Origin of the sequence: uncultured Sphaerochaeta sp. (assembly GCF_963676625.2) — a bacterium.
Taxonomy (GTDB): domain Bacteria; phylum Spirochaetota; class Spirochaetia; order Sphaerochaetales; family Sphaerochaetaceae; genus Sphaerochaeta.
The window spans coordinates 582,282-601,170 of the sequence record NZ_CAXXYB010000004.1; the positions used below are offsets into that span (position 1 = coordinate 582,282).

At 44.2% G+C, this 18,889-nt stretch carries 15 protein-coding genes and 1 pseudogene; 6 read left to right on the forward strand and 10 right to left on the reverse strand.

What is annotated here, in order from left to right:
* Positions 1 to 64: 64 nt before the first annotated feature.
* From ACHZBG_RS05800 to ACHZBG_RS05845, 10 genes and pseudogenes are all read right to left on the reverse strand, one after another.
* The gene (locus ACHZBG_RS05800) at positions 65 to 1,615 is read right to left on the reverse strand and encodes an ATP-grasp fold amidoligase family protein (RefSeq protein WP_320128504.1); all 1,551 of its coding nucleotides are present in this window, start codon (positions 1,613 to 1,615) and stop codon (positions 65 to 67) included.
* A 32-nt stretch (positions 1,616 to 1,647) separates the two neighbouring features.
* A complete protein-coding gene (locus ACHZBG_RS05805) occupies positions 1,648 to 2,004 on the reverse strand; it encodes a hypothetical protein (RefSeq protein ID WP_320128505.1) in 357 nt (118 codons plus the stop codon).
* A gap of 260 nt (positions 2,005 to 2,264) precedes the next feature.
* Positions 2,265 to 3,374 (reverse strand): glycosyltransferase, encoded by a 1,110-nt coding sequence (locus ACHZBG_RS05810; protein ID WP_320128506.1) that lies wholly within the window; start codon positions 3,372 to 3,374, stop codon positions 2,265 to 2,267.
* A 273-nt stretch (positions 3,375 to 3,647) separates the two neighbouring features.
* Complete coding sequence (locus ACHZBG_RS05815; RefSeq protein WP_320128507.1) at positions 3,648 to 4,730, reverse strand: NAD-dependent epimerase/dehydratase family protein; 1,083 nt, start codon at positions 4,728 to 4,730, stop codon at positions 3,648 to 3,650.
* A 1-nt stretch (position 4,731) separates the two neighbouring features.
* Positions 4,732 to 5,205, reverse strand: coding sequence for a 2-C-methyl-D-erythritol 4-phosphate cytidylyltransferase (locus tag ACHZBG_RS05820; protein WP_320128508.1), 474 nt, complete (start codon positions 5,203 to 5,205; stop codon positions 4,732 to 4,734).
* 62 nt (positions 5,206 to 5,267) lie between these two features.
* Positions 5,268 to 5,453: pseudogene (locus ACHZBG_RS05825) on the reverse strand (2-C-methyl-D-erythritol 4-phosphate cytidylyltransferase); the annotation flags it as partial.
* 16 nt (positions 5,454 to 5,469) lie between these two features.
* Positions 5,470 to 6,270, reverse strand: coding sequence for a LicD family protein (locus ACHZBG_RS05830; protein ID WP_320128509.1), 801 nt, complete (start codon positions 6,268 to 6,270; stop codon positions 5,470 to 5,472).
* Positions 6,271 to 6,423: 153 nt separating this feature from the next.
* Complete coding sequence (locus ACHZBG_RS05835; RefSeq protein ID WP_320128510.1) at positions 6,424 to 8,061, reverse strand: capsule assembly Wzi family protein; 1,638 nt, start codon at positions 8,059 to 8,061, stop codon at positions 6,424 to 6,426.
* A 469-nt stretch (positions 8,062 to 8,530) separates the two neighbouring features.
* Complete coding sequence (locus tag ACHZBG_RS05840) at positions 8,531 to 9,391, reverse strand: sugar phosphate isomerase/epimerase family protein (RefSeq protein WP_320128511.1); 861 nt, start codon at positions 9,389 to 9,391, stop codon at positions 8,531 to 8,533.
* 58 nt (positions 9,392 to 9,449) lie between these two features.
* A complete protein-coding gene (locus tag ACHZBG_RS05845) occupies positions 9,450 to 10,436 on the reverse strand; it encodes a LacI family DNA-binding transcriptional regulator (RefSeq protein ID WP_320128512.1) in 987 nt (328 codons plus the stop codon).
* 220 nt (positions 10,437 to 10,656) lie between these two features.
* Between ACHZBG_RS05845 and ACHZBG_RS05850 the strand changes: the two genes are divergently transcribed.
* The 6 genes from ACHZBG_RS05850 to ACHZBG_RS05875 all read left to right on the forward strand — a co-directional run bounded on the left by ACHZBG_RS05850 (position 10,657) and on the right by ACHZBG_RS05875 (position 18,585).
* Positions 10,657 to 11,970 carry an extracellular solute-binding protein gene (locus ACHZBG_RS05850; protein WP_320128513.1) on the forward strand — a complete coding sequence of 438 codons (1,314 nt, stop codon included), beginning with the start codon at positions 10,657 to 10,659 and terminating at the stop codon, positions 11,968 to 11,970.
* Positions 11,971 to 12,042: 72 nt separating this feature from the next.
* Positions 12,043 to 12,954, forward strand: coding sequence for a sugar ABC transporter permease (locus ACHZBG_RS05855; RefSeq protein WP_320128514.1), 912 nt, complete (start codon positions 12,043 to 12,045; stop codon positions 12,952 to 12,954).
* Position 12,955: 1 nt separating this feature from the next.
* Positions 12,956 to 13,810, forward strand: coding sequence for a carbohydrate ABC transporter permease (locus ACHZBG_RS05860; RefSeq protein ID WP_320128515.1), 855 nt, complete (start codon positions 12,956 to 12,958; stop codon positions 13,808 to 13,810).
* A gap of 4 nt (positions 13,811 to 13,814) precedes the next feature.
* A complete protein-coding gene (locus ACHZBG_RS05865; protein WP_320128516.1) occupies positions 13,815 to 15,896 on the forward strand; it encodes a TIM-barrel domain-containing protein in 2,082 nt (693 codons plus the stop codon).
* Entirely contained in the window at positions 15,890 to 17,470 is a 1,581-nt protein-coding gene (locus ACHZBG_RS05870; protein WP_320128517.1) for a glycoside hydrolase family 43 protein, read from the forward strand. Before ACHZBG_RS05865 ends, ACHZBG_RS05870 begins: the two co-directional genes overlap by 7 nt.
* The gene (locus ACHZBG_RS05875) at positions 17,467 to 18,585 is read left to right on the forward strand and encodes a glycoside hydrolase family 88 protein (protein ID WP_320128518.1); all 1,119 of its coding nucleotides are present in this window, start codon (positions 17,467 to 17,469) and stop codon (positions 18,583 to 18,585) included. Before ACHZBG_RS05870 ends, ACHZBG_RS05875 begins: the two co-directional genes overlap by 4 nt.
* Positions 18,586 to 18,889: the final 304 nt, after the last annotated feature.

The following is an 18,889-nucleotide window of genomic DNA, read 5'->3' on the forward strand; positions in this document are numbered from 1 at the left end:
TAAAACCCAAAGCGATTCCATGGGAAATCCCAATGAATGAAACAACTCTCCAAAGGCTATCATTTTAGTCAAATTTTTCTGGTAGGTTCAACCAGTTCCCCAGAAGCAAATCATAAGAATCAGGTTCAAATTCAACAAAACCCGAGAAATGGAAAAATGTCAATTCACCAAAAAGGATATTCTCATTCATATCAATATAGAAATCAACACGTACATGAGACATCCCAGCAGATAGAACCTTTGCAAGGGAAAGCATTTTATCCCATTGCTGGGGTTTGGGAATATCATAGGTGCTGTTGGGATAATGCTGTCTCAGGGGCATTCGGTTCCACTCAACATCAAAATAATCAAATTTCGTTGTTTTTCCTCGATCAGAAGCTACAAAAGCAAACCTAGGTACTCCATCGAAACAGAAGATCTTATAATCCTTAGGAGGCTTTTCATCAGGTGTTTCGATTAACTGTTCACATACTATTCTTGCCTTGACATCTTTATATGGCCATTCCCTGTCATACCAATAATAATTCTTTCCCATCCAGGAATGCATCTCATGCTGGGCAACTTCCCAGTTTAACGTGGCTTTATCCCTACAGATGATTACATCCCCAGAAGTTTGGGTAGGTTTCAATACAAAGGCTTTAGGAAGCGAATCAAAATCAATATCCTCAACCCTGTCATAAACACCAATGAGGGGAATAAGATACTCAGATCCAATGGTATTGGCAATATGCTTTCTTACCTCATATTTATCGACAAGCTTGGTATAGGTCTCTTTTCTATCATAGAGCTTCAGCCATTGGAGTTTCTCATTATAGGTCTTTGGGTTTTCGAGATTTAACTTCTTCTTGAGCGACATACGGTATTTAATGGTTACAAACGCCTTATCTGAAAGAAGCCGGGCAACTTTCCATTTCAGCATATGCAAGACAATGAGATTCGGACTTCTTGCCCATTCCTTAGTTTTTCGGGAAACAAGCTCAAAAGTTTTTCCAATCCTTGAATCTTTTCTGGCTATACCTACATAACAGAGAGCAAGCACAATAGTGGAAAGTTCATCGTTAAACATTACCCTTCCAAAATTGTCGATTAGCATGATAACCATAAATGTAATTGAAAGAATGCCAGCAGCCTGTCTTTCTATGCTGAAGAAGGCTTTCACACTTTTACCCAAAATTATAAAAGGAAGCGAGTAATACCAAAGAGTCCCGATAACTCCCAGGGAAACCATCAATTCAATGTAATTATTATGCGCGTAGAAGCCATATCCTCCAATTGAGGTAAAGGCACCCTGGCCCCACCCGAAAAGAGGCTTCTGTTTTAACATTTCCCATCCATGTTGAATCATTTCCATACGAACCAACGGGCTTCCATCAGAATTGCCTCCGGTAAAAAAAGCAAGAAAAGAAGAAACACGACTCCCTAAAATTCGATACAAAAGATCCCAATGAAAAGAAATATATAAGGTTAACAATGACAGGCAGAATAACAGACAAAAAGCAATAAACGAGTGAAGAAAAGTTTTTTGAGATAGGATGATCAACAAGGTAATGCCAATTACAAGAATTGCCACAACTTTTTGGGAACCCGAAAATAAACTGAAAAAACAAAAAAGCACAGCGAAACTCCCGAAATACCATTTTTTTGAATTTAAAAAAGAAACAGTGCAATCAAACCGGAAATAGTAAGGCTATAACCCACGACATTTGGGTTGATACCAATAGTCTCACCAAATCTTTCTGTAAGAAAGCCTTGGAACAAAGTCACGAAACATAGGTGGATAATTATAAAACAGGCCTCCAAAACTATTCCTTTAAGGAAAAACAGGTAATTCCTTTTTGATTCCAGCATATAGGGTATGGTCAAATTGGCAAAAAGCATTACCTGAACAACAGAAATCGATTGCGCCATGGCCAAAGAACGATCGAGTGCATAGAATACAGAGCAGAAAGAAAGAAAAATAAATCCAATACTCCAGAAAGTAAAAGTAGTGAACCTTGACTTCATTATGATAAACCTGATACTGAAAACCAAAAGAAAAAATACTTCGAAAGGAATAAATACTTTATAATTATCTGGACCAAAAGCCATTAAAGCCCCTAGAAACAGTAAAAGAGAAATATCACATAACCATGAAAATTTTTTATAAAATGACTTCATTGTTTTTTCGTTTTCCTATAACAGTCGCAAATTGATATAAAAATATCCGTCCACCAGTATAGTATCCTCATGATTCAAGAGATACCTCATATATGAATTTATTTTTTTTACTTATTGGCATACAGTGCAATTGTATGGTCAATCGTAGACAACCATTGTTTACAGATTTCCTTACTGTCAAGTTCTTGCCGAATAGCCAGTGCCTTTCTACTCAACCTAAAGGCAAAGGAAGAATCTTCAAAAAGAGAGATCATCGCACGGGAAAGGGCTTCCACATCATTACGGGGTACGAGTAGGCCATTCTCATTATTTATCACCAAGGTTCCTCGTCCTTCACTATAATCCGTAGTAATGACAGGCAATCCCATTGCCATTGCTTCTATCAAAGCATTGGGCATTCCCTCGAAATTCGAGGACATGACAAAAATATGGGCTTTTTGTAATTTAGGGAAGATTGAAGCTTCAATACCTGGCAAAAATACTGAAGCTTCCAGATGAAGCGAAGATATGACTTGCTCAAGTTCCTTGCGTTGATTACCCTCACCATAAATGGTAAGCGTACTTGCAGGATATTCTTTATGTACAAAGGAAAAGGCCCTTACCAGTAACTGTTGATTTTTTTGTTTGGAAAGCCTTCCCGCTGAAACAATTTCCATTGTGCTATTGATCGTTTCATTAGGTACAGGCAAATCTTCCAGATACAAAGGATTGGGAATGACCACTCCTCGATCACTGTTTTTATTGTAGTAATAAGTCTTCGCGCTTTCGGTTTGGAACACTGCCCGATAGGCAAATCTATGGTAAGCAAATCGTATTATTTTTTTTTCAATAGTACTAAAGGATTGGGTAGTATAGGGATCATTCCTTTCCGATAAAAGTACAGGAATATGCAAACCTGCACAGGCAAAAGCCGTCAAAGAACCACTATAGGACATCATTCCCAAAACAAGGCTTGGTTGTATTTGCTTTATAGTTTGCCTGATTTGCTTAACAAGAACGGAGTATCGGACCAAAGGATTTTTCTTTTCCGAGGGTTTCAATTGAATATAGTGAATTTTAGGAGAAAGAGGATAAGCCAGTTCAGTTTTTGTAAGGGAAATCAAATATACATCTTTATCATTATCAATGAAATAATTTGAAAGATATGCAGTTACTCGTTCTGCTCCCCCGAAAGACATTCCTGTTATCACTATTGCAATTTTATTATTTATATTCATTGAATACCACATTCAAGACAAAACCTATATAGAGAGTTTGCGGGATTCCTTTCAACTGCCTAACATGAATTTCTAGCATAGAACAAGATACTCCTTATCTCAAAACACTTGGGGATACATACGGCTCTTATGCAAAGTATACCCAACACCCCTCTTCCAGCGCACCCTAGATGCATTTCACATATTTCCCTAAATAGCATATCAAACAAAGAAAACTTTAACAAAGCTCAGTCACAGGGAAAAAACTATGGAAAATACAAAATCATTTTTTCTTTATATTCTTTCTTTTTGGAACTCCGCTGCTTCTCGTAAACCAGTAATAAGCCTTTGATACGCTTGTTCAAGATTTACCTCTGCATGCCATCCAAGACCATTCATCTTCTTTGCACTTAATCTGAGTTTGGTATCCGGAGCATATCCCAGGTTTATGCCTTTAGGCGGTACATCATATACCACTTTGATGGAATTCTTGGAAACCTTTTCTGCAACCAAGGAAGCCATATCTGCAATAGTCATACTGGTATCCTCATTGACTATTGTATAAGCCTCGCCTGAGGCACCTTTGACCAATAAGGTAATAATACCTTTGATAGTATCGGGTAGATAACAGTAGTTGCCTACCGATAGTCCTGTGGTGTGCAAAACGATATCTTGCCCTGTAAGAGCGCTCTTGGCAAACTGGGCAAAAACCCGGTTGTCCTGCGCCCCTATTCCTGGTCCAAAGGTCTGGGCAAGACGGGCAATCTTGACAGGAACCCCATGTTCTTCGTAATAGGATCGACACATACATTCTGCCATTCGCTTGCTCTCGGAATAACTGCTTCTGACATTGAGGATATCAAGAGAACCAAGCGTATCTTCTGTTGTGCGCTCTTCAGATTCTCCCACCCTTCCATACACTTCCATGGAAGAAAGATATACCAAGGATGAAACTTTTTGTTCCCTGGCGAATTCCAGGACATTCAAGGAACCCAAGACCGTGGTTTCAATGGTTTCCACAGGATGGGAGATAAAAAACGAAGAACTGGTAACCGAGGCTGCATGAACAATATAGTCCACGGGAACAGCAAGGGATAAAGGAAAGTGAATATCCTGATAAACGAAAGAAAGATAAGCAAAGTCGAGAAAGGATCCAAAAACTTCCTTGACCTTCTTTTCATTTCTGGCAAGTCCAATAATTGTGATGGGCCTAGCATGAGTCTTCCCATACAATACCATTCCCTTGATCAGGGCTGAACCTATCAGGCCAGTAGAGCCAGTGACCAATATAGTCTTGCCTGCCAAGGTGTCAAGTGATGCATAGGATGCAATTGAGGCTAGGTCTTCTTTTTCCTGGGAAGAAATAAAAACTGCCATATCAGTTGACCCCGAATACCAAGGACGATTCCCTGGCTTCCAGAATTGCCCTGAAGATATAGTAATCGATGGGAGTGGTTATCTTGATATTGTCAGCAGGACCTTGGACAGTATGCAAGAGCTTGCCTTGACTTAGCATCAAGGAGGCAGAATCAATGAAGGAATAATTCCCCGACTCAAGGGCATTGTCATGGGCAGAAAGAATTTCAGACAGGTAGAAACACTGCGGTGCCCGGGCAAGGGAGCAAAGGCTCCTGTCAATTGTCCTGGTTACTTCATCGTTATCATTGGTCTCAATGATAGTCTCTATCGCAGGGGCAACGGTAATGGCTGATCCAAAATCCTTGGTGCTTTGAATACAAGAGGAAATAAGGTCAGAACCGATGAGGGGACGAACCCCGTCGTGCAACAATACGATGGAATCATCAGGACAAGATAGGGAAACAGTCTGCAAACCAATGTATTGTGATTCCATGGCCGTCTTTCCCCGGGTACAACCCATCTGACTTTTGAAAGGCCTTCTTTCTTTACCAATGCTTCGACAAAACCACACCATTGCCTGATGCAGACAATACAGATGGCATCAATCTCTTCATGCCTTTGAAAGCATTCAAGGGTGTATTGGATAATAGTTTTTCCGAACACGGGGAGAAACTGTTTGGGTGTGGTTTTGCTATTCATACGAATACCGGTACCACCTGCAAATATCAAGGCTATGTTCATTCCACGTTCCTTCTATTTATTCATTCCAATATGCGACAAAGTCGTGATGGGTTATCTGTTTTTCAACTGGTGGCAGTTGCATGTAGTCACCATAGAGAGAGGACAGATATGTATGATAGCCCACAGGAGCGGGGAAAACAAGCTTTTCAAATTCCACGGGAACAGTAGAAGCAAACACAGCCTTGTCCAGGATTTCCCGTTCCTTGTAGCCCCATACCATGCAACCCATCTTGGAGGAAGGAACCGAGGAACAAGAGAAAGCAAGGGCATCTATCTTGGAAGAGAGAAAGGCTGTGCTCAACGGAAGCAAGCATACACGCCCCACTGCCAACCCAAAATTTTGGACAAGGGTCCATTGAGATGAAAGTCCTGCCAATTTTATTTTAAGTAGTTGCTGATAGAAACGAGAGTGCTTGACCAGATTCTTTATTGAACTAACATCCTGAGGAGCAACATCCAGCGGGAAAATATCAATATTAAGTCCAAATTCCGATTTCTTTTTATACGATCCCTCCAGAACAGACGTTCTTGAATCATAAACCTTCGCAAAAGGAAAACGGCAATGTTTCGAGGTCTTCAAGGAATATATTTTATAGATAGGGTCAGCAAATTCCGAGATGAATCGTTCATAATCAGTACGGGGCATGGCAAGGTCTATATCGTCGTCCCAAGGAATAAAACCTTTATGACGGATAGCACCCAATAAAGTCCCCCCTGAAAGAAAATAGGTAATCTTATGGGCTTTGCAAAAGGTATCGAGACAAGCAAGGATGGCAAGCTGGACTTCCTTCATCTGGTCAGCATCAATTTCTTTCATGGATGAACGCACTCCTTGCTAAAAAATTCCAACATGTATACGTCGATTTATTGAGTATACCTAGTTATGCCCAAGCAAGAGAACCTAAGAACGTATTTACTTGTACCAATCTACAATGAATAGTTTTCTTAGGGGTATATAAACCATCCAATTCTACCAACTACATTTAAGACCAAATTCACCTCGGAAGTTATTCAATATCGTATCCTGTCCTACTTTTGCACCAAGAATATCAGTCTTGTAGAGCGCATTGACAACCAATTCATATACGGCCCCACCATGAACCCATATATGAGGAGTCAAGGCATAGTCAGTAGTTACCCCCACGGCAAGAGTTGCTTTGAAACTGCCATAATAGTAGAGATTTGTTTCTGCACTTGCTCCTTCATCGACCATCTTGGAATACAAATAGTTATTATCAGGATTGGTACGGTTGATATAAACCATCCACTCCCCTTTGGGATAATAGATTCGATATCCCAGGTATTGGCTGTTTCCTCCCGGACAGGAAGCACCTCCCAGAAGTTGCCCATTGTTGGTGTAGCCACCAAGATCTGGATAGCTGTAAAATGTATATGGCCATTGGAACTGGAAATCCTGGGACATCTCATTGTCATTCCATTCAAAGAACAACTCACCATAGATATGTTTCGCCTCATTGATGGTCATTGCCTTCTTCATCCCTATGGTATAGATCATGGTATGGAACGGGTATCTGATATATCCATACGTACCAACAACATAATCGTCGATTCCCAATTCCCCGTAGAGCTCAAGGCCCACGGAGGGCAAGACCCAGGAGGCACTGAAGGAGGCCTTGCCATCCTCTTGCGATGTATTGGTCTGGGGAATAAAGAACAAACGCAAGAAGTATTCCTCCAGATTATCCCAAGAAAAAGTAGTCATGAAAATCTTGTTGAGAGTAAACGTCACTCCGGGAAGAAATGATGGTGCATAGGAAGCATTCAGTCCCGTGATGAGTTTCTTGTCTGAGGTATCGTAGCCATCTTTGTAGTAGTTGGAGTAACTGGGAATACCTGCATAGACACGAAATTCTATATCACCAAGGTATCCCAGGTAGGGAACCGTCAAGGCGGTTTTCCTCAAACCAAAATCCACTTTAGGATAGCTTCCAGCATTGTTGGAGTGCAACATCGGGTTCAGCCACGATTGCCCGAACCACATGGACTGGGTTCCCACCCCGATAGTAAAGCTCTTCCAGGTGTAACGAAGTTCGGAATCGCCCCAGTCAAACAGGAAATAAGGGTCATCGCCGAAACGTTGGGGATTATCAATATCTGCCCAGTAGTACGCATATTCAGAATCATAGCTTGAACCTTTTGGCATCGTCGGATAATCAAGGTTCTGGGTAAACGCCAGCAAAGGCTTGAAAGTCACTTCAAGACCATGTCCTTCGATACGTATTCCTCCGGTAAGGCTGGCGTTCAAGCCCTTGCTTTGCACCAAGGCTCCGTCGTTTTGACCATAAGGATAGGCTGAGTTATAGGAAGAAAAGAATTCCGGTCCATAGAGACGGTAGGTAAAGTCAGAAGACCCCAAAGACCTTTTTGTTCCCAAATCAATATCCTTCCAGACAAGATTATCTGAAACTTGCCAGGTAGAATCGCTGAGAGTCCGATATCCCAAGGTGGGACGCTCTGCATAGCCAAGGAGAAAAAGAAAGTCATAATACTCCTCTTCCACCGATTTAAGGGATTCTGCTGCAAAAAGGTTAAAAACAACAAGAGAGAATAATACAGAAATAATAAGACCATATCGAATACGTTTCATGAATGCTTCCTATGTCTTTTAGAAATCTTTCTACTTACTGTATCATACCAGATTGAAAGGGGTAACAATAAAAGGTAAGGTTTCTTCAGCCAGTCCATAGCAGAACCCCTCTAGGTTGTCTCCAACACAAAGGGGATTATTCAGGAAGTGAATGATCTTTGCTCTATTTATAAACTTTAAAAAGTTGGATATGCATGGAAATGAGAATCTGGGAAATCCTCCCCACTTCTCGGTATGTGCCCTGTCTGGATTCCTTGTATCCCTGATGCTGGAGAAACGATTTTAGTCTGCTTCTTGTTCCTGCTTCGATACAAAGGTCCCTGTCGTTCAGAACCATGCCCATCAAACCCTTGGAAGGCTGAGACTTCTTTGAAGGAGTCTTCCTTCCGCCCTTTGGTTTGTACCCTTATATAAAGTCATAAACATGAGCAAGACATGAAAGAATTGTGAAAAAAGTATAAAACTCACTTCAAGCAAGATGTTCTCGGATATAGATTGCTGAGTTTTTGGCCAGCAAATCCAAATTGGGCTGTTTGACTACTTCTCTCCATACTGCAATGTCTTGACCTACTTGACCTCCAGGCAAAATGAAAGGTTCCTGGACAAGAGCCCCTGTAAAACCAATATCATCAAGAGCCTTCTTGATTTCATCCCAGGGCATTCGCCCCATACCAACTGGCTTTCGGTTGCATTCGCCCAGATGCAATCCACCCAGATAGCTTCCTGCATTACGAATGGCATCCCCAAAGGAATCTTCCTCTATATTCATATGAAACGTATCAAGAAGAATCTTGCATGCAGGATTATCAACCTTTTTGACAAAGGCGAGAGCCTCTTCGCACGTATTGAGAAGGAATTGCTCGAATCGGTTGATTACCTCACATAACAGAATGACATGTTCCTTCTCGGCAATTTTTGAAAGAATTTTCATGCTCTCAATGCTACGGTCCAGATAATCCTGCTTGTTCTCTCCCTTCGGTAATTTTCGGGGCCATGTACTGTAAACGGTACCGCAAATGGTCCCACCGCCCATGGAACCTACTGCCTTGATCATCTGTGTCATGAAATCCAGGCCTGCCTGCCTTACAGCATCGTCCTTGGAAGAAACATCGTGTTCAGCAGTAAGACCAATACCGTAGGAAAGCGTAACACCTTGTGCCTTGGCTTCATCCAGTAACCGTTTCCTTTCTCCTTCAGTCATAATGGCAACAGTACCGCCATTGATCTCAAGTTGATCATACCCAAGGTCTTTTACTTTCTTGATAAAAGGAAAGAAATCAGTATCCCATTCTTCACACCAATACGCATAGTAAATACCAACTTTCCTCATAGCTTACCTACTCCTTTGCAATAACAAGTCTTGAGAAAAACATAAGGAATGGCACTTTTTATTCTTTGATTTTCTTCGTGCTGTCCCTTACCACCAGGGTATGGCGTACGGTAACCCTGGTGCAAAGATAATCAAGGTCTTCCATATTCTTGAGCAGGGTTTTCAGAGCTAGTTTACCAAGTTTCTTGAAGGGAATCTTGACACTGGTCAAGGATGGAATCATATTCTTTGAAGATCCTAGGTCATTCATGCCACTGATCGCGATATCCTGGGGTATTCGCAACCCCGCCTGGGTTGCAAGCCTGATCATCTTGATGGCAGTCTCATCATCCATTGCCATGAAAGCATCAGGACGAGGCTTCATGGTCAGGATAGTCTGGATCGTATCCTCAAGAGAGACCGTATTGGGGAATACCAGTTCAGGAGAATAGGGAATACCCTCTTGCTGGAGAGCCAGTTTATAACCCTTGAATTTATCCTGCGATACCCTGGTCTCAAGTTCTCCCCAGAAAACAACTCGTCGACAACCCTGGGCAACCAAATGCCTGCACATATCAGAAGCACACAAACAGACATTCGAGGCAACATAGCTGATATTCCCTTCATCGATCATCCGGTTGACCACCACGAACGGAACTCCTGTTTCACTGAGCAAGGTACGTTCCTCAGTCTCCTCAGGATCATGCTTGCCAAGAATGATCACGCCCATTCCTGCACGATCCCCATGGAAATCCCGTTCCAGACGAATGCGGACCCCGCATTTGGCAGCCTCTTCCAATATTCCGGAAAGGGCCTCGCTATTACCCTGAAATTGATCAAAGGTAGTCGAGTTTACGCTTACAATGATTTCCGTGGTACAAGCAGGAAGGGCTTCGGCCTTGAGCTCTTGTTCCTGATCCATTGATTGTATGGCTTGCGCAATACGATTGCGAGAACTTTCCCTGAGCGGTTCCTCGGCAAAATACCGAAAGATGGTAGACCGGGAGACTCCACTTCTTCTACTGATTTCGGCAATATAGGCTTCTTTCGTATTTGTCTGTTTCATGATATGGCAAGCATACCATGTTTTTTTTTGCATGTCACGCAGTTTTATACAAAAGTATGTCAATTAGTGTCATTTAATATGCGTAAATCTTACTAAAAGCAAAATAGTTTCTTAAATCATTCTCTTTACAAGGATGAAAACCAATGATAGAATCCTAATTGACACATATAGTATGATAAATAAGTATCAGTTAGTGTCAATTAAATGGAGGATCATTGTTATGAAGAAAGTAAATTATCTTTTAGTCTCCTTATTAATCCTGTTCTTTTCTTCTACCGTTGCATTTGCAAACGGCAAGCAAGAAAATACAAAGGTACAACCCAAATCTGTATCCATTACCTTTGCAACAGGAGATACAACAACCAAGGAGACCATCCATGAAATGGTGACAGCGTTCAACGCCTCCCAGGACAAGTACAAATTGCAAGAAAACCTTTCGATCAGTACTGGAGCCTATCTTGATTCCCTCAAGACGCTCAATGCCTCTGGACAGATGCCCGACATTTTCGAATGTCGCGACGTACCGGTATTTGTACGGGCAGGAATGCTTGCACCCCTGGATTCGGAACTCAAGCCACTCTTTGATTCCCTTATTCCTGTCTACGGTACCGTCTATACGGCTCCTATCGTTGCACAATATCCCTATGGAATCATCTATAATAAAGCCTTGTTCCAAAAGAACGGAATCAATGAAGAACCGAAGACCTACGCTGATTTCCTGGCAATTTGCGACCAGGTCAAGAAACTTGGCATTGCTCCCATGGCAGCAGGAGTCGCTGATATCTGGCACATCGGATTCTTGTTCAACCATTACCTCATCGACTATGTAACCCACGATAATCCCAACTGGGTATCTGACCTGTACCAAGGAAAAACCAAGTTCTCTTCACCTGAAATGGAAAAGGCAATGACCTACCTTGGCAATCTCTTCCTCGATGGCAATGTGGAAGGTGGCTTCATGAGCACCAAGGAAAGCCAGATCGTATCTCTATTGGTTACGGAAAAGGCAGCCATGGTCTATACAGGGACCTGGACGATTGCCCAGATCCAGGAAGCCGATCCCTCCTTTGAAATTGGATTCTTCCCCATTCCCAACGATGAAGGGAATATCTACCTGCATGGCGGGGCAACCAGCCAAGGCTGGGCACTGAACACCACGGCCGCTGCCGATCCTGACAAAGCCGAATGTTTCAAGGAATTTGTCAAGTTCTTCTTCTCTTCCAAGGAATATGCACAATTCTTGCAGAAGACCAACTCGTTCCCGACTACCAAGGAAGTCATGAAATATGAGACCTCCGATCTCATGAAATCAATACTGGACATGAGCAACAAGTATCCCAAGAGATTGAGCTGGAATATTGGCGTAGGTGACAATGAATTACCCCCGTCCTTCAGAAACTGGACCTACAAGAAAGTACAGGAAATGATCATGGGCAAAATCACGGTCAAGCAACTGCTTTCTGATATGGATACCCAATGGGCTACAGATACCCGCGACTTCAATCCAACCAAATTAGTCAATCAGTCCCTCTAGACTGACTGTACCTACCGATCTTATCATCCACTCCCGGCTTTTGCCGGGAGTGGATGATCTGTGGAGCATTCCATGAATACCAACGTATTGACAATAAATCGTACCAAGAATAAAAGAAGCCTGGCAGCAAGGGTTCCTATCTGGATGGCAGTCCCTTCCATCACACTATTCTCTGTCTTTATCATTCTGCCATCGATCATGAGCATCTATTTCAGCCTCACCAGTTGGGATGGTCTGAATCCCGTAATGGAATTCGTAGGCTTGAGAAACTACAGAGACATGATACACGATGCACGATTCTGGAATGCCTTTAAAAATTCAATCAGTCTTACAGTATCACTGACAATCGTGCAGAACATCGTAGCCCTTGCCCTGGCTCTCTTCGTGGACAAGGTAAGACGAGGCAAGACCCTCTTTCGATCCATTTTCTACATACCCAATCTCCTTTCGGGAATTGTTACCGGATATGTCTGGGTAGCTCTCCTGAATTACAGCTTCGGGGTAATAAATCTCGTCCTGAATAAAATCGGCATACCTTCGGTCGACTGGTTGGGGAACCCTGACCTAGCTCTCTGGAGCGTAACCTTTGTCATGGTATGGAAAGGTGCCGGATATTACATGATCATCTATTTGGCAGGACTGACCAGCATTTCCAAGGATGTCTTGGAAGCTGCCGATATTGATGGAGCCAAACCGATACGAAAATTCTTCAGTGTCATGGTACCCATGCTGGCAGGAACCTTTACCATCAATTTGACACTCTCCTTGATCAATGGCCTGAAAGTATTCGATCAAATCGTAGCCATGACCAGTGGCGGACCAGGCTTTGCCACAGAGACCCTTACCTACCAGATTTATACCGTCGCGTTCTCCGAAGGCAAGCAAGGCTACGGAACCGCCGTTGCAATGATTCTCTTTTTGCTTACCTTGGTCTTGAGCCTGGTACAAACGAAATTCACCCGACATTTCGAAGTGGAGGCGTAGCATGCACGATAAAGCAACCTTTACCCAACAAAAACAGTGGAAAACAAGCGACATTGTCATCTTGGTCGTCACGCTTATACTCGCCCTTCTTTTCTTCTTCCCTGTATTCTTCTCCTTGATTTCTGCTTTCAAGACCAACGGGGAAATACTCAAGGATCCCATCGGAATACCCAAAAAGCTGAATTTCAGCAATTTTGCCTACCTTTGGAACAAGACCAGCATTCCCCAGGCAGCACTCAATAGCCTGATTCTTACCGTCACGTCCTGTATCTTTATGATAGCCCTCATCCCCATGAGTTCGTATGTCATCGAACGGAGAGGAGGCAAGTTCAAGGCTTTCTTCTATGCCTTCTTCATCAGCGGCATGATGATCCCCTTCCAAGCCTACATGATTCCCTTGTTCAAGGAACTGAGATTCTTTGGCCTTTTCGGAACCATGCTTGCCCCCATACTCATCTATATCGCAGGAGCTACGAGTTTCGGAACCCTGCTCTATTGTTCGTTTATCCAGGGAATACCCAAGGAAATAGAAGAGAGCGCTTCCATCGATGGCTGTTCTCCCTTTTCCACTTTTTGGCGTATCGTGTTTCCGCTTCTCAAACCTTGCACTGCCAGTATGTTGATTCTCCAGGGTGTGGGAATCTGGAACGATTTCCTCATGCCGATGATGGTAATGCCGGCCAACCACCCAAAAACCATCAATGTCGAGATATTCTCGTTCATCGGTGAATTTCAGGTGCGCTATGACGTGTTGTTCAGCGGTACCTTTGTGGCCATTGTTCCCGTCATCATCGTTTTCATCGTCCTGCAAAAATACTTCGTCAATGGCATCATGAGCGGTGCCGTCAAGAGCTAAAGGAATGAGTATGTTGGCAAATGGCATTTACGCAAAGACAATTTTTGAAGGGGATGCCTTCTCTCCCCTTTCGCTACTCGGGTTTTCCCCCTATGAGGAAGGGTTAAAGAGCCTCGAAGAGGCTCCCCTTCCGTTCTCCTTTTCCGATCTGCAGATTGAAAAAATAGGAGCCCGGGTAGTCATCCGTTTTCCTCTGACGTCCGAAGAAAAACTCTATGGTTGCGGACTTCAGTTCATGCAGGTGGAGCAAAGGGGGAAAACCCGTTATTTACGGGTCAACAGTGACCCAAAGCAAGATACCGGGGAGTCCCATGCACCGGTTCCTTTCTATGTCTCTTCCAAAGGATACGGAGTTCTTGTCGATACCAGCCATATCGTGAGCCTATACCTCGGCTCAACAGTCAGAAAAGACAGTTCCCATCCTCCTGTCTGCCGTAACTCCACCGATGACCCCGCTTGGAAAGCCACCATGCTTTCCGATTGCGTCGAGGCTACGTTCATAGGCGAAGGGGCTCAGCTCTACCTGTTTGCTGGACCTGACATGAAGACGGTAGTACAGCGTTACAATCTATTTTGCGGTGGGGGGACCTTGCCCCCCCTCTGGGCCTTGGGGTTCTGGCACAGGGTTCCTTCAATCTATTCCCAACAAGAAGCTGTAAACGAAGCAAAGGAATTCCGTAGAAGAGGATTCCCCTTGGATGTCCTGGGTCTTGAACCTGGGTGGCATAGCACGAACTATCCAGACAGTTTTCTCTGGCACAAAAAACGATTCCCCGACCCCAAGGGGTTTTCTGGGGAAATGCAGCAACTTGATATCCATGTAAACAATTGGGAACACGCCTGGGTATCGCCCGAGGCACCTTTCTACAAGGCCATCGAACCGTATTGCGGGACCCATACAGTCTGGGGCGGCCTTGCTCCCGACTTTTCCTTGCCTCAAGTGCAAAAGATCTTCCAGGACCAGCATGCAAAAGATCATCTTGCCTTTGGGGTAAGTGGCTATAAACTTGATGAATGTGATGGCAGTGAACTTACCGATTGTTCCTGGATGTTTCCTCCCCAGGCTCAATTTCCCAGTGGTCAGGACGGTGAACAAATGAGACAGAACTATGGGCTTTTGATGCAAAAGACCATGGATGATCTATTCCGTAGGGAAGGAAAACGAACCTTTGGGCTGGTACGGGCAAGCGGGACAGGAGCACCTCCACTTCCCTTTGTTCTCTATTCCGACCTGTATGACCATCGCCAATATATTACTGCTCTCTATAACAGTTCTTTCTCGGGTTTGCTCTGGACTCCTGAGGTCCGCAAGGCAAAGGACAAGGAAGATTGGGTCAGGCGTATCCAGAGCGTGGTATTCAGTCCCCTTGCCTTGCTCAACGCCTGGGGAGACAAGACAAAACCCTGGACGTTCGAAGAAGTGACCCCCATTGTAAAAAAATACCTGAATCTGCGAATGAGACTCATTCCCTATTTATATACCACCTATGCCCAATACCATTATGAAGGAATACCGGTAGTACGTTCGATGGAATTGATGTTCGGAGACCTTACCACCAAGCTATCCAAGGCAGGACACAAAGAGTTCGACTCCACTGATGCCCCGTATGGCAGAACCAGGACCTTTGAATTCTGCGACCAATACATGTTGGGAGATTCCTTGCTCGTGGCTCCTCTCTTTGCAAAAGAGACAGGACGACAAGTCTATTTGCCAGAAGGTCTCTGGTATGCTTTCGAAACCAAACAGGAATATATCGGTGGGAAAATGGTGGAAATCACCTGTTCGCTGGAAACTATGCCGATTTTTGTCAAGGAAGGAACTCTCCTTCCTCTCATGCCACCTCTCTCGCATGTTCCCGATAGTTCACTTGAGAAGCTTACAGACCTTACAGTGCTTTCCTACGGGAATACCCAAGGAAAGACGACAAGGATATATGAAGATGACGGGGTGAGTTTTGCCTATGAGCAAGGCCAGGGAACCTGGATCACCCTTACCCACACAGAAGAGGGACTGCAAATCAATAGGACTGGCAAACCCAGACTATGGGGCTCGATAACACTCGATAAGGAAGGCTTGCCATGCTAACGATCAAAAATCCCATATTGAGAGGTTTCCACCCCGACCCTTCGGCTATCCGGGTTGGCGATACCTATTATGTCGCGACCAGTACCTTCGAGTGGTATCCTGGAATAGAGATTCATTCTTCACTCGATTTGGCCAATTGGCAGGTGGTATCGCGCCCTCTTTGTCATCTTTCCCAACTTGATATGCGAGGAGAAGAACCTTCCTGCGGCATCTGGGCCCCGAACCTAAGCTGGCATGAAGGTTTGTTCTACCTAGTCTATACGGACATGAAAAGCTATGTCTCCAAGGATTTGCACAACTATCTGGTTACCTCACCATCCATTGAAGGACCTTGGTCTGAGCCCATTTTCCTTAATTCAACAGGCTTCGACCCTTCCCTATTCCATGAAGAAGACGGAAAAAAATACTTGGTCAACCTCAACTGGGACTACAGAAAGAAAGGGCATGATAAGTTTGGATTCATCCAGATCCAGGAATATGATGCAAAGCAGAAACGACTTGTGGAAAAACCTCGGATGATCTATCCCCATGACGGGCTCAGGGAAGGTTCCACCATCTATAAGAGAGCAGGGTTCTATTACCTCATGATTGCCTACGGGGGAACGGGAACAGAGCATTCGGCGGTAGTATCACGCTCGACTTCTTTGTTTGGGCCCTATGTCGATGATCCCCAAGGGTATTTGCTCACCAGCAAGTTTGACAAGGAATACCCGCTCCAGAAGGCAGGCCATGCCAGTCTGTTTGATACCCCACAGGGAAATTGGTATGCAATGCATCTCTGCAGCAGGCCGCTTCCCGGTTGCAACAGAAGCACCCTGGGAAGGGAAACTGCTTTGCAGCAACTTGTCTGGGAACCAGGGGAATACCCAAGGTTGCAGTCAGGAGGGATACTGCCTTCGTTGGAAGTGGAAACCCTGGCTCCTGACCAAAGGTCTGCAAGTGGTCAGACAACGGAGACTATCCAGGATTTTTCGGCTGACACGCTTCCGTTTGATCTGCTTACCCTTCGCTCACCCCTGGAACCTTGGCAATACTCCTTGAAAAAACGATCTGGGTGGCTTCGTTTGTATGGGTATGAATCCTTGCATTCGCGATTCAGACAGAGTCTGGTTGCACAAAAAGTCACCGATTTCTGTTTTGAAAGCACCGTAAAGCTTGAAGGCAACCCAACGGATTTCCACCAAGTGGCCGGAATGGTATGCCTCTATAACCAAGATAATTACCTATATCTTTGCCTGGGATTTGATGAGCAGGCAGGAAGATGCCTGAAGCTTGCAGAGTGCAGGAACAAGGAATATAGGGAAATGGCAATAACAGGAGTGGAAGCTCAAACGATAGGGTTGAGGCTAGTCGTCAACTTTGACCAGATGCAAGGATATTGGAAAACCAAAGAGGAAGATGACTGGATGAAATTGGGGCCCTCCCTGGATGCAAGTTTTCTCAGTGATGAAGCAGTGGAAGGTGCCGGATATACCGGCATGATGATAGGACTTTGTGCCCAGGATTTGACGGGAAGCGGCATGTATGCCGATTTTACCCAATTCTCTTACAAAACCGAAGGAATGCAACGATGAATATTGATACGAGACTAACAGAGATCTACGACAAAGTCACCCAAAAGGCTGAGGCTGAATGCATACGCCTGGGAGATAAAATTCCGTATATTCCCAAGGAGGGAGTGTACCAAGAGGATATGGGTACAACCGATATTGCTTGGTGGACGAACGGGTTTTGGCCAGGGATGCTCTGGCAACTGTATCATGCTACGAAAAATAATCTGTACAGGGAAGCTGCCGAAGGGGTGGAAAACAGGCTGGACTTGGCTTTGGAACAGTTTGAGGAACTGCACCATGATGTCGGGTTCATGTGGTTGGGAAGTTCTGTCTCGGATTGGAGATTGACAGGAAATCCTATATCCAAACGCAGGGGTTTGCACGCAGCAACGTTGCTGGCGGGGCGCTTTAATATACGGGGAAGCTATATCAGAAGCTGGAACGACGATAAGGTAGGCTGGGTCATTGTCGATTCCCTGATGAACCTGGGAATTCTCTACTGGGCCAGTGAGGTTACTGGCGATCCCAGGTTTCGTTTCATAGCCGAGGCCCATGCAGATACAGTACTCAAAAATATCGTGAATACCGACTACTCCTGTGCCCATATCGCTGTCTTGAATCCTGAGAACGGAAATTTGGAGACTACCTTGGGTGGACAAGGTTATCAACAGGGGTCTGCCTGGTCCCGTGGCCAGAGCTGGGCTTTATATGGGTTCATACTCAGTTATGTCCATACAAAGAAAGAGAGTTATCTGGAAGTGGCACGCAATATTGGCAGATATTTTATCAGTGAAGTGGAAAAGACAGGATATGTGCCCGTCATTGATTTCAAGGCACCCCTGGAGCCCAAACGAGACGACACCACCGCCGCCCTGTGTGCAGTCTGTGGAATGCTTGAACTTGCCAAACAAACCCAAGGCACCGAAGCCCAATACTGGCAAGAGAATGCAGAGAAAATTCTCCTCGCTTCCTGCGATAAGTGGGCAGACTACAATCCTTGTACAGACGGGATTCTCGGAGGCGGAACGGTAGCCTACCATAATCCGGAGTACCAGCAAGTACCGATTATCTACGGGGACTACTTTCTCATAGAGGCCTTGGTGAGGCTAGAGGGAAAAGATTTTCTGTTGTGGTAATAAACTGGATATCCGTTTTTCAGAAAGCATCATACGAGAAAGGATCATGCAATTTACAAAAGCAACGGGATTGAATCAGTTGATTATCATTGGAGGCTGGAACATTAGTTCCAGCCTATTTTATGTATTTCTTTGACCTTTCTTTAGCGAAAAGGACAATGGGATGATATCCTTAACATCCCTGAACAAAGCATTAGAAAAGAAAAATACATCAATTCCCTCTTCTGACGTTATAACTTCGATTGCCTGTTAGAAACCATATTGTCTTGGGTTCGTGGCCTAGAGGAAAAACAAGAATAGGGTT